This window comes from Exiguobacterium acetylicum DSM 20416, from assembly GCF_000702605.1.
Taxonomy (GTDB): Bacteria; Bacillota; Bacilli; order Exiguobacteriales; family Exiguobacteriaceae; genus Exiguobacterium_A; species Exiguobacterium_A acetylicum.
In genome coordinates this window covers 2,207,525-2,220,556 of record NZ_JNIR01000001.1, presented here as the reverse complement: position 1 = coordinate 2,220,556, position 13,032 = coordinate 2,207,525, and the positions used below count along the sequence as shown (strand labels likewise).

Annotated in this window: 7 protein-coding genes and 1 riboswitch; of the genes, 5 read left to right on the top strand and 2 right to left on the bottom strand. The window is 49.1% G+C overall.

Features of this window, described 5'->3' with window-relative positions:
- Nucleotides 1-234 precede the first annotated feature (234 nt).
- Nucleotides 235-388, top strand: a riboswitch (cyclic di-AMP (ydaO/yuaA leader).
- Nucleotides 389-712: 324 nt separating this feature from the next.
- From kdpA to P401_RS0111730, 4 genes are read left to right on the top strand one after another with little or no spacing between them, the layout of a single operon-like run.
- Nucleotides 713-2,353 (top strand): potassium-transporting ATPase subunit KdpA, encoded by a 1,641-nt coding sequence (kdpA, locus tag P401_RS0111745; RefSeq protein ID WP_034786104.1) that lies wholly within the window; start codon nt 713-715, stop codon nt 2,351-2,353.
- 17 nt (nt 2,354-2,370) lie between these two features.
- A complete protein-coding gene (gene kdpB / locus P401_RS0111740) occupies nt 2,371-4,440 on the top strand; it encodes a potassium-transporting ATPase subunit KdpB (RefSeq protein ID WP_029342612.1) in 2,070 nt (689 codons plus the stop codon).
- A gap of 14 nt (nt 4,441-4,454) precedes the next feature.
- Nucleotides 4,455-4,976 carry a K(+)-transporting ATPase subunit C gene (gene kdpC / locus P401_RS0111735; RefSeq protein WP_034786102.1) on the top strand — a complete coding sequence of 174 codons (522 nt, stop codon included), beginning with the start codon at nt 4,455-4,457 and terminating at the stop codon, nt 4,974-4,976.
- Nucleotides 4,973-6,061 carry a universal stress protein gene (locus P401_RS0111730; protein WP_029342610.1) on the top strand — a complete coding sequence of 363 codons (1,089 nt, stop codon included), beginning with the start codon at nt 4,973-4,975 and terminating at the stop codon, nt 6,059-6,061. The genes kdpC and P401_RS0111730 overlap by 4 nt, the downstream gene beginning before the upstream one ends.
- Before the next feature lie 313 nt (nt 6,062-6,374).
- Here the strand turns inward: P401_RS0111730 and P401_RS0111725 are convergent, their stop codons facing one another.
- Nucleotides 6,375-9,959, bottom strand: coding sequence for an SH3 domain-containing protein (locus P401_RS0111725; RefSeq protein ID WP_029342609.1), 3,585 nt, complete (start codon nt 9,957-9,959; stop codon nt 6,375-6,377).
- 201 nt (nt 9,960-10,160) lie between these two features.
- Entirely contained in the window at nt 10,161-12,191 is a 2,031-nt protein-coding gene (locus P401_RS0111720; protein ID WP_029342608.1) for a thioredoxin domain-containing protein, read from the bottom strand.
- A 599-nt stretch (nt 12,192-12,790) separates the two neighbouring features.
- Here P401_RS0111720 and P401_RS0111715 point away from each other — a divergent pair.
- Nucleotides 12,791-12,970, top strand: a complete 180-nt coding sequence (locus P401_RS0111715; RefSeq protein WP_029342607.1) for a DUF2188 domain-containing protein — start codon at nt 12,791-12,793, stop codon at nt 12,968-12,970.
- Nucleotides 12,971-13,032 lie beyond the last annotated feature (62 nt).

Genomic DNA, 13,032 nt, shown 5'->3' with positions numbered 1-13,032 from the left:
TTCGTTCATGAAACCGCGGAACGATTCTCGCTAAAATGGAGCTCCTCCATTTTAGATGAAGGAATCGATTTCTGTGGTTTTTTTCTTCTATAGCATAGGGCGGAAAAACGCTATTTTTCGAAAGTAAGTCATTAAAAAATCAGACTATTTTTTTTTCGACTTTTCTATTTACAACCTCAAACAATCGGAGTAATATCCATCTCATCAACGAACACTAACATGTTAATGCTTCGATCTCAAAGTACGCCGAATTCATGATTGAAGCGGGGGACCCAACCGTCACGACACGTGACACGGGGTGAATCCTTTCCGAACGGGAAAGGTAGGGCGAATTCCTAGGTATGCCCGAATCCGACAGCTAACCTCGCAGGCGTTTTAGGAGGGAACGACTCTTTTTCAGTATGCCAAGTTATCAAGGCGATGCTGGGGCCGTTTATTGCCTCACATCGTCTTTTTGTCGTGTTTAAATGTAAAAATATTGAATAATATGGGGGTAATTTCATAATGGGAGAGCTGTGGAGTATTTTACTGCTTGCCTTCTTCTTCGGTACGACGTTCAGGATGATTCATCTGATCGAGCGTGTCCAGTGGAGAGCAGGTGACCGCAAATGACATGGTTTTTACTGGCGACGGGTTGCCTCGTCTTCTTGTATCTCGGTTATTGTCTGATGTATCCAGAAAAATTCTAATCGCATAGGGAGAACAGAAAAACATGTGGACTCAATTCATGATCCAATTTTGGATCCTACTCGTCATCGCACTTTGCGCGGCGGTCTTGCTTGGTCGCTACATCGGGATATACTTCGCACCTGTCGCAGAGCGTCGGGTCGATAAAATCAGTAAGGTCGAACGACGGCTCCTGTTGTTACTCGGCGTCGATGAAAAGAAACACGATCAATCGTGGGTCGGCTATTCGAAAAGTTTGTTGCTTGTAAATATTTTCTTCTTCATCGGTGGTTATTTGCTACTTCGTTTCCAAGGCAGTCTACCGCTCAATCCGAACGGTGCTGTGAATCTCGATTGGTCGACAGCGTTGCATACGACGATCAGTTTCATGACGAACACCGATCAACAACACTATTCAGGCGAGGCACTCTCATATCTCTCGCAAACGTTCGTCCTTGGAACGATGTTGTTCGTCGCTCCAACGATGGCGTTCACGGTCTGTATCGCTGTCATTCGTGGTCTTGCGAACAAACCGCTCGGTAACTTCTATGCCGACTTCGTTCGCTTCATCTTGCGGATCCTGATTCCGATTTCACTCGTGTTCGGGATGGTCATGATCGTCTTCGGTGTACCACAGACGTTCGGAGGGGCGGTCAGCGTCACGACGCTCGAAGGAGCGAAGCAGTTGATTTACCGTGGACCGGTCGCTGCTTTTGAAGTCATCAAACAGCTCGGGAACAACGGTGGTGGTTTCTTTGGTGTCAATGGTGCTCATCCATTCGAGAACCCGAACCAATTCGTCAACTTCATCCAGATGTTCTTGATGCTACTGATTCCGATGTCACTTCCGATCGCTTACGGAAAAATCATCGGTTCGGCGAAACAAGGACGATTATTCCTTGATGTCATGACGCTTCTCTTCATCATGATGACGGTCGGGATGGCAGGGAGCTTACTTGCGAATCCAACGGCACATGGTCAGGAATTACGATTTGGTCAAATCGGAACGGCGCTCTACAGTTCGATCACGACGGCAGCTGAAACCGGAGCGGTCAACGCGATGCATGACTCGCTGCATCCACTTGCTGGATTGATCCAGCTCGGCAATATGATGCTTAACGTCGTTTACGGTGGAGCAGGTGCAGGATTCCTGAACGTCTTGCTTTACGCCTTCGTCGCAGTCTTCCTGACAGGTCTCTTGATCGGTCGGACACCGACGTTCCTCGGAAAGAAAATCGAGACGTTCGAAGTGAAGATGATCGCGATCGCGCTACTCGTACCGCCATTCCTGATTCTCGTCGGAACGGCAATCTCGATGTACGCTGCACCAGGCGTTGCCGGTATCTCGAATCCAGGTTATCACGGACTGTCGCAAGTCTTGTACGAGTTCACGTCCGCGACGGCGAACAACGGATCCGGGTTTGAAGGGCTTGGCGACGCCAACGTCTACTGGAACGTCTCGACATCATTCGCGCTGTTCTTCGGACGCTACATCCCATTGATCTTGATGCTTGCAATCGTGGGTTCGCTTAAAGCGAAGCCATCGGTTCCTCAAGATGAATTTTCGTTTAAGACAGATACACCACTCTTCGGAACAGTCTTCCTCGGTACGGTCGTACTCGTCGGTGCATTGACATTCTTGCCAGTGCTCGTACTTGGACCGGTCGCGGATTGGCTGACGATGTGAACAGGAGATAAAAGCATATGATGGAACGAATCATGCATCCGACGCCCGAGGAACACCAACCGAACGGGGAGCCGGAACACCAATCCAAATCAGCAATCAATGGCTCGATCGCGCGTCAAGCGACGATCGATGCCTTTAAAAAATTAAATCCCGTCAATATGGTCAAACAACCAATCATGTTCGTCGTCTGGATCGGTTGCTTGCTCGCAATCGGCTATACGATCTTCATTGACGAGATGCGTGGCTTTAACTTAACGGTCAGCATCATCCTCTTTTTGACGGTCTTATTCGCGAACTTCGCGGAGTCGATCGCGGAAGGACGTGGGAAAGCACAAGCGGACTCACTGAAAGCGTCGAAAGCAGACGTCATGGCCCGTAAACGTGTCGGACAACTGATTCAAAGCGTCTCGTCGGCGACACTTCGGAAGGGAGATATTGTCTTCGTCCGAGCAGGGGAGTATGTACCGGGTGACGGTGAAATCATCAAAGGACTTGCTTCGATTGATGAATCAGCGATCACCGGTGAATCCGCACCCGTCATCAAGGAAGCAGGCGGTGATTTCTCATCGGTCATCGGCGGAACACTCGTCGTCAGTGACGAGATCGAAGTCCGGATCACAAGTAATCCAGGTGAGTCATTCCTCGATCAGATGATTGCCCTCGTTGAAGGCGCAAGTCGTCAGAAGACACCGAACGAACTCGCGTTATCAACGCTCTTGACGAGCTTGACATTGATTTTCTTACTTGTCGTCATGACATTACCTGTCTTTACGAACTACCTTGGATTTGATCTGTCAGGTCCAATCTTGATCGCCTTACTCGTCTGTTTGATCCCGACGACGATCGGTGGCTTGCTGTCCGCAATCGGAATCGCCGGGATGGACCGAGTCACCCGCTTCAACGTCATCGCGATGAGCGGGAAGGCGGTCGAAGCAGCAGGCGATATCCAGACGATCATCCTGGACAAAACAGGAACGATCACGTTCGGTAACCGGATGGCGTCGGAGATCACGCCAGTCGGTGAGCGTACTGCTGAGCAGGCGTTCGAGGGGACAATCCTCGCCTCGCTCGCTGATGAGACACCAGAAGGACGTTCCGTTCTTGAACTCGCTGAACTTCGCGCAATGCCGGTTGAACAACACTGGTTAGATGGCGCAGAGATTGTACCGTTTCGAGCAGAGACACGAATGTCCGGACTCGACTTAAGAGATGGACGCCGTGTACGGAAAGGGGCGGGACAAGCGATTCAAGATTGGGTGACAGAACAAGGCGGAACGATTCCGAATGATTTGCAAGAGAAAGTAGATGCGGTCTCTCGTCTCGGTGGCACACCACTTGTCGTCGCGATCGACGCAACGATCCTTGGCGTCATCTATTTAAAAGATACGGTCAAACCGGGCATGCGGGAACGATTCGATCGTTTACGTGAAATGGGCATCAAGACGGTCATGTGTACCGGAGATAACCCGTTGACGGCAGCAACGATCGCCCGCGAAGCAGGCGTCGATGATTTCGTCGCGGAATGTAAGCCGGAAGACAAGATTCGTGTCATCCAGCAGGAACAAGCAGCCGGTCACCTCGTCGCGATGACGGGAGACGGTACGAATGACGCACCGGCACTCGCTCAAGCCGATGTCGGTCTCGCGATGAACAGCGGAACACAAGCGGCGAAAGAAGCAGCGAACATGATTGATCTTGATTCAAACCCGACGAAAATCATCGAAGTCGTCGAAATCGGGAAGCAGCTCTTGATGACACGGGGAGCGTTGACGACGTTCTCGATCGCAAACGATGTCGCGAAATATTTTGCGATCATCCCGGCAATGTTCATGGTCGCCATTCCACAGATGGAAGTACTCAATATCATGCGTCTTGATTCCCCGACGACAGCGATTTTGTCTGCCTTGATCTTCAATGCGATCATCATTCCGATGTTGATTCCGCTTGCGATGCGAGGAGTCACTTACAAACCGATGACGGCGGATCAATTACTCGGTCGTAACTTACTGATCTACGGTCTTGGCGGTGTCGTCGTACCGTTCATTGGGATTAAAATCATCGATGTCTTGCTTGCAAGCATCCTCTAAGGAGAAAACGAATCATGAAACAAGCCATTCGTGTGACGGTCTTCGTCGCAGCGTTATGCGGGATCGTCTTTCCCGCTTTGTTGACATTATTCGGTCAATTGCTCGTACCAGATAAAGCAGAAGGTTCTTTAGTGCAAGAAAACGGAAAATTCATCGGATCGGAATTGATTGCCCAGCCGTTCACGTCGAAACAGTATTTTCACGGACGTCCATCAGCAGTCGATCAATTAGCGGGAGCGTCTGCTGGGGATAACCTAGCAGCATCGAACCCGGAGCTTGGCACGAAGATGGCGGAATTACAGAAACAGAACCAAGTGGACGGCGCTTCGCTTCCGGACGATGCCCTCGTGACATCCGGTTCTGGCTTCGATCCGCACATCTCAGTCGATTATGCCTTGGTGCAGGCGAAGCGTATCGCAACCGCACGCGACCTGTCGCGTGAAGAAGTACGGAAGTTAATCACGAAGGAAGCCGGAACCCATGATTACGTCAACGTCCTGCGCTTGAACTTAGCACTTGATCGGAGTAAGTCATGACACGAGGAAAGCTGAAGCTGTACATCGGCTCAGCTCCTGGTGTCGGAAAGACGTATAAGATGCTGGCCGATGCACGAACATTGACGCTTGAAGGTAAGGATGTCGTCATCGGTCTGATTGAGACGCATGGTCGAAAAGAGACGGCAGAGATGGTCGGGCAACTCGAACAAGTCCCGCTACTTGAAGTCGTCTATAAGGACAAGACATTCCCCGAGGTGAACGTGGACGCGATCATTGCCCGTCGCCCCGATATCGTACTGATCGATGAACTGGCGCATACGAATGCGCCAGGATCGGTACGAAAAAAACGCTATCAAGATGTCGCAGCACTGCTTGAGGCGGGAATCAATGTCTATTCGGCCGTCAACATTCAGCATTTCGAAAGCTTGCTTTTTAAAGTCAAAGAAGTGACGGGCGTCGAAGTCCGGGAACGCATCCCGGATCCGTTTCTCGGTGAAGCCGATGAGATTCTACTCGTCGATGTCACGCCACAAACGTTACGGGAACGACTCGAGCAAGGAAAGATCTATAAGAAGGAAAAGATTGAACAGAGCTTGAATTCGTTTTTTTCGCTTCAGAATCTTGCGAGCTTACGTGAGTTATCGCTACGTCAGGTCGCGGACGAAGTCGACGATCAAGTCTATCAATCACGCTTGTTGATTGAAAAGGATCCAGCGTCGCTACAAGAACGGATTCTCGTCTGTATCCAGCTCAACGACAACGCGCGGAAGTTGATCTATCGTGGTTTTCGGATGGCGAGTCGGCTAAAAGCAGATCTATATGTACTGACGATTTTACCGACGGTTGAGAATCAATTGAATGCAAAACAAAAAGAAGTTTTAGCGATGGTCCGCGAGAGTGGCTCTTTGTTCGGGGCAGAAGTGCTGATCCGAATCCAAGGGGAGCGCTCGATTGCCCAAGCGATCACGGCAGCTGCCAAGCATCATCGCATCACTCAAATCGTCCTCGGTCAATCTGCACGGACCCGTTGGCAGGAAGTCCGGCGTGGATCGATCATCAATGAAATCATGCGTCATGTCCGCGGGATCGATATTCAAATCGTTGCCGATGACATGGAACGCTAGGGGAGCCCTTCCGCGTAAATGCAGGGGTTCTCTTCGAAGTTTGTCGTTTCACAAGACGAACGAGTCGGTCATTCTCCCTTTCCTCAGGCGGGAGGTAAGCCGCGGCATCCCCGCATGTGACGCGGTCTGCCGGGTCTTACCTAACCCTGACGAAAGCGCCGAGCGCGCTTTCTTATCCTGTAGGAGTGGAGGATGACTTTTTTCGTTCTACACTAATCAAAAAGGAAAGACCGTTCCAGTGAAGTCACCAGAACGGTCTTTCCTTTTTGTTGGAATTATTTCATTGATTTAAAGACTCAGCTTCATCGTTTCCTTAACGAGCGAAGACCGGAATATCGAAGGTAGCCGTATAGCTATCCATCTGTTGATAGAGTGAATAGATCCGTGACGTCTGTTTGACGGCCCATCCCATGTCTGTTGCGTACTGATGGCTACCAGGGCGCATCGGACTCCAACGCATTTTGTAAAGCGTATTTTGTCCATAGGCATTGTGGATGTACTTCGTGCTGATGAATTCAGCACCACCGACAATCGCGGCTTCCGGAGTGAACCAACCTTGGCTATACGCATAAGCAGCACCGGTGTTGATTGCATCGTAATCATACGCACCAATGCCGTACATGTTGTAGACTTTGCGTCCATTCCATGTCACACCCATTGCGAGTGTCGATTTTCCGTTACCTGTCTCAAGCAAAGCGTGGGAGATCAAGTAAGCTTCGTTGACGCTGTACTTTTGACCAGCATCGATAAACGCTTGACCACAACTACCGTTGCTACACTTGTTGAAGATTCCTTCGCCCTTCGTGACGTTCGCTAACATCTTATCGAGTGTCGCAGGTGTCGCACCTGTTGTTTTCGATAGATCAAGGAACTGATAGAAGTCTGAAGAATTCCGGTCGACCTTCAGTGGATCAGCAGCGTTACGGACGTCTGTTTCGAGTGCATTCAGCCACTGGATCGTCGAGTAATTCGTTGCGTTCGAATAGACACGTGGGTACGTCGTATAGAAGCCGCTGACGGATTGATAGACGCGAATCATCCGACCAGGCTGGAATTGACCATAGACGTGACTTGCTGTCGAAGCGCCTGAACGAATGTTGAGCGGTGTCGTCGCTGTGACAGTCGCAATCGTTCCATTGACTGGATCGAGTGCACCACCGAGACGGACGTAACCCGTGCTGACGTACATCAATTTGTTTTTGTAGATATCCGTTTGCGGAGGTGGATTTAGTTTCATCTGTGCGCTGATGAAACTATCGAACGTATACGGTGTCGCGACGGAGTTATAGACGTTTAATTTAGAAGAAGTCGTCACGAACGCCCCCTTATATGCATATCCACTTTTGCCATCGTAGGAAATCTTATACCAATCACCGATTTGACCAGAGACAGTGACGACGAGATTTTGAGGAAGCGTCTTGATGACATTGTATGAGCTACCGACGTAAGAGCGTAAAGCAACGTTTGATGTAGCCCGTACGTACAATTTTTGTTTTGCTTCGTATTTGATTGATGACGTGTTTTGTCCGGTGCGGATATAACCCGTTTTGCCATCAATCGTTACTTTATGCCACGAGGTGTTCGTGTAGGACGTGATCAAAGAAGATGTGTAATAGACATTTCCGAACGAGAGTGTCGTTACAGTTGTTGCTTGATCGTCCGGTGCTTGTTTGACGACAAGTGATTGATTCGCCAAGAAACGTGCACCCGTAATCTTTTTCGTTTCCGTGTACGGTGTCAGTGTTGATTTTAAAACATAGCCGTTTTTACCAGCGTAGCTGATTTTTAACCACTGATCGAGACTACCTGTTACTTGAACGACGGCTGCTTTTGGCAGCTTCGTCACCGTCGCATAAGCTGAACCGGCATCCGACTGGAGTGTCGTATCCGTCGTTGCTTGATAGCGGTGGTTATTGACACTTTCGTATGTGACAGGTGAACCTTGATTGATTTGAATGTAACCAGTTTTCCCGTCAACCGTCAGACGATGCCATTGCTCCGAACGACCAGTCGTGACGACTTGATTTGTCGTGTAGACGTCTCCAGAAGAGAGGCGAACGAGAGTGTCAGCTGTGGCTTGGTGCGACGTTTTTACTTCGACGGTACGTCCAAGGCGATAAGAAGAAGATGGAATCGATTGCGTCATGACTTTTTCCTTAGCGTAACGTGAAGCGATATAACCTGTTTTCCCGTTGTACGTCACACGATACCAATCATTGATCATTCCAGTGACCGTGATGCTCGTACCAGAAGGAATCGTTTTGACGGTCGCGTAAGTGTTTCCAGCATATGAACGGAGGGGAGTCGAAGTCGTCGTCTGCATGACGATCCGGTCCGATTGATAACGAACGCTCTTCCCTTGACCGACAGGAATGTAGCCTGTCTTTCCATCCTTGCTCACACGATGCCATTGCTGACCGTTTGACGTCACGAGTTGTGTCGTGTAGTAGATGTCACCGATCTGCAGTGTTGCAAGCGTGGATGCTTTTGCATCTGGTGAAGATTTAATGGAAACTGCTTTTTCAAGCTCAAAGCGTGCACCTGCAATTTTCTGCTTCGTTGCAAGCGTCGTAAAGGTGCTGGAAGCAGCATATCCTGTTTTACTGTTATAACTGACCCGGTACCAATTGCCGATCCGTCCAGAAATTTTGATGATCGTATTGCTCGGGATCGTTTGCACTGCAGCATACGATGGACCTGCATACGAGCGGATCGTTGTCGCGGCTGTCGTTTTCAATGAAAGGTTTGATTGTGATTCGTAAGCGATTGGTGTTGCCTGATTCGCTAATACGAAGCCGGTTTTACCTTCCTTCGATACTTGATACCATGTTTCACCGAGTGGATTCGTCACACGTGTCTTCGTGTAGTAGACGTTTCCAGCACTTAGTGTCGCAAGTGTTTTTCCATTGGTTGCAGGTGTCGTCTTGATGGCAAGTGATGCTGTCAACAGGAAGCGTGAAGACGGAAGCTTCGTCTTTTCTGTGTACTCTGCCAATGTAGCGGATAAAACGTAACCCGTTTTACCAGCGTATGTGACTTGATGATACGTTGCCGTCTTAGCGCTTGATGTGACAATCGTGTCTTTCGGAAGACTGGCTAAGCTATTCTTCGCTTCCGCTTGACTGTAAAGGGGTGTCACACTTTTCGTCTGATACCGTGTTTGTGGAATCAATGTCACACTTTGCTTTTCAGAAGAGGCGAACGCATCTTGATGCATGTAGCCTTTTTTCCCATCGTACTGAACGCTGACCCAGTCCTCGATCCGACCGACGATTTTGACGTCTTTTCCAGATGGAATGGTCTGAACTTTTGGATAACCTGTTCCAGCGTATTGGCGCAAGATATAAGCGTCGACCGTTCTTGACGTCGTGTTCGTCACCTTTTTATAGGCAACTGCTTTTGCGCCGGCAGCTACATAGCCCGTCTTCCCGTCATATGTGACGCGGTACCATGTTTCGCCATATGGATTCGTCACACGTTGTGACGTGTAGTACACATCCTCTTCGTTCAACGTACCGATCGTCGTTGCAGTATCCACTGCGGTCTTTTTGATCGGTGTTTTTTTGAGGACGAGGTAGCGCTGTCCAGAAACGGTTTGTTTCTTTTCGTACAGCGTGAGGTATTTCGACGCGACATATCCCGTTTTTCCAGCGTATGTCACTCTTCTGAATGCTCCAGAAGCATACGTGGATGAAACGACAGTTCCGGTCTTGATCGTCAACAAGCGTTTCCGAGAAGATGCCGTCTTGTCGTACAGATAACTATCGGTAGACAGACGGTAGGTCGTCGCTTTCGTCGTCGCTGCTTCAGCTACTGGTAAAGATGTTAAAACGATGCTGAAAACGATGAGAAAGCTTGCGAACACCTTCAAGGTCTTCGAGAATGATGTCGTGTTCAAAGTATCTTTCCTCCTAGTAGATATTCGTCCGGATGGACGGAATCGGCTTCTAGGATGTCTAAGTCTAAGTTGTGAAATCTATTGCCTATCCTTACTATCGACAATATCGGATTTTTATGAACAAAATATTGAATTTTTTTGAAAAAAGGGGTCTGGTTTTTTGAAAAACCCTCCTGTTTTTTTAAACAAGAGGGAATATGGTCAGATATTGAGACGAGCGAGGAGTTCCGTCAGATTCGTCGTTGGTCGTTCACACGAAAAATCATGACAGAGATAAGCAGTAGGTACGTTTGGATCAGGATAATCTGCGAGCAGTGGTACAAGCGGTAGAAGGTCACGTTTCGTCCCAATCAACAAAGCGACTTCTGGCAAGCGCATCCGTTGCAGTTGATCGATTTCGATTGGGATCTCCGACTCTTCAGGAATCAAGATGATCAATTCCTTCGGTTCCATCTGCCGGTAGGTGAAAGTACTGACAAGTGAGGCAAAGCCTGTTGGTTGTTGCTCGACTTCCTCTACTAATGCCGAAAGAGCCCGTTCAGCACTTTCTTGATAGACGAGACGCCCGGTGAGGCGACTGAGCGTGAAGAAGACATGTAAGGCAACGCTGTTTCCGGCGGGTGTGACCCCATCATACAGATCAAGTGGACGAACGAGTAGTTCGTCGGAGTGTGAAGACGTCAGATAAAAATAACCATCCGCTGTTTGGAACTGTTCTTGTAGCACATCTGCAAGTGCTAAAGCCTCCTTTAGATGAAGCGCCCGTCGTGTTGATTGGAACAGTTCAAGATGTGCGTCGATCAAATACGCATAGTCATCGAGGAATCCGCGTCCGGTTGCTTGTCCTTCGCGGTAATGAACGGCAAGTTGATTCTCCGTACGGACGAATCGTTCAAGCGACGTCATCGCACGCGTTGCGACATGAGTATAATACGGTTCACCGAAGACGCGACCGGCTTTAGCGAATGTCGAGATCATCATCGCATTCCACGATGTCAACCGTTTATCATCACGAAACGGGCGCGGACGTTCATTTCGCGCATTGAGGAGAAGCTGGCGCTCGCGTTCGAGTTGTGCCGCTGTTTCAGCAGGCGACAAGTGAACAGAACGTGCGAATGCCTCAAGTGTTCGTCCTGTTCGATAAAAGACGTTCCGTCCTTCGAAGTTCCCCGATGGTGAAGCATGGTAGAAGCGCGGGAACAGTGCGTCTGGTCCGAGTAAGTCCGTCAGTTCAGCTACCGTGAACGTATAAAAATGTCCTTCGCCTCCTTCGCTATCTGCATCCAGTGCGGCATAGAAGGTGCCATCCGATGCGGTCAGTTCCTGTTCTATGAATGTCAGCACTTCTTCTGCGTAGCGTCGGAACCGAATCTGTCCAGTCACTTGGTATGTTTCGATGCATAAGGTCGCGAACCACGCGTTGTCGTACAGCATCTTCTCAAAATGAGGAATCTGCCACTCGGCATCGACCGTATAGCGGAACAGACCGTAGCCGACTTGATCCGTCATCCCGCCGTCACGCATCGCGATCAATGAACGCATGACCATATGGAGCGCCGTCTCGTCTTCCGCGAATCGATAATAATCAAGCAAGAAACGAAGTAGGGCAGGCGACGGAAACTTCGGTGCCTCGCCGAATCCACCATGTTGACGGTCGAATTGTCGCATCGCCTGATCGAAGGTATCGTGAATGATGGATTCATCCCAAGTATGGGTAGACGTCGCAGGCTGTAATACGTCGCGAAGCGTCTGCGACATGTTCTGACCGACTTGGGCGATTTTTTCTGGTGAACGGCGGAATTGCTCGCTGAGCTGAAGTGTCACCTGACGAAAACTCGGGCGGTTGAACTGAGGCGTCTTCGGAAAATACGTACCGATATAAAACGGTTGCTGGTCCGCTGTCATGAAGACGCTCAGTGGCCAGCCGCCTTGTCCGTTCATGACTTGAGCCGCCGTCATGTAGACATGGTCGATGTCAGGACGTTCTTCCCGGTCGACCTTGATTGCGATGTAGCGTTCGTTCAAGAGTCGTGCCGTTTCTTCATCCTCAAAGCTCTCATGAGACAGCACATGGCACCAATGGCACGTCGAATAACCAATCGATAAAAAGATCGGCTTGCCGCTTTCTCGAGCGGCAGTGAAGGCGTCTTCGCCCCATGGGTACCAATCGACAGGCTGGTGAGCGTGTTGCAATAGGTAGGGACTCGTTTCATGGATAAGTCGATTCGGCATGATGGATTTCCCTCGTTTCTTCTATAGTAATGATTCCTCTTCACGATACTCGGCTTTTACGGCAGGTGCAACTCCAATTCTGAGACAGGAGAAAACGGTTTTTTAAAAGAAAGATTGACTTTATAAAAGAAAGTGTGATAGATTAATATAAGTCATGAATCGGGGATGATCACTCATGTGAGAATCTTCAATCCATATCATACAATTAAATCGACAGGTCAGGATTTTTAGACCGCTACTGACAAATGAGTCAGACATAAGTCATCGCTTTTATTTTGTCCTTCTTCATACTACGAGGAGAAGTTGACCCAGCAAGATAAACCTTCCAATCGATACTTTTCCGCTCATTCCCGAGCTATTTCTAAAAATCCCAGTATCATGCGTCCGTTGCAGACGCATCACGATTCTTGCTAAAATGCTTGATTCAGCTGGCGCGGCCAAGGAGCCGTAACAACGAAAGAGAGGTAGGGCTTTCGTCGTTTCAGGTGTTTTGATCACCTGTAATCCTCGATTCTCATGACAACCAAAAACAACGACACGCTGATGAGGCGTTTTTTTGTGCCTTTTTTTGGGTAATGCTGAAAGAAGGGGGTGACGACATGCCATGGAACGAAAAGGATTATCCAGAGTCATTCAAGAATTTTGATCCGCCACTTCGGAAAAAAGCGATTGAGATTGCGAACGCTCTGTTAGAAGAAGGGTATGAAGAAGGACGCGCGATCCCGATTGCGACGTCGCAAGCTGAAAAATGGTACGAAAGTCACAAAGACGAACAATAAAAAGTTGTAAGCGATACCATTTCTTCCATTTACGAAGGATGGTATCTTTTTTTACGAAAAAT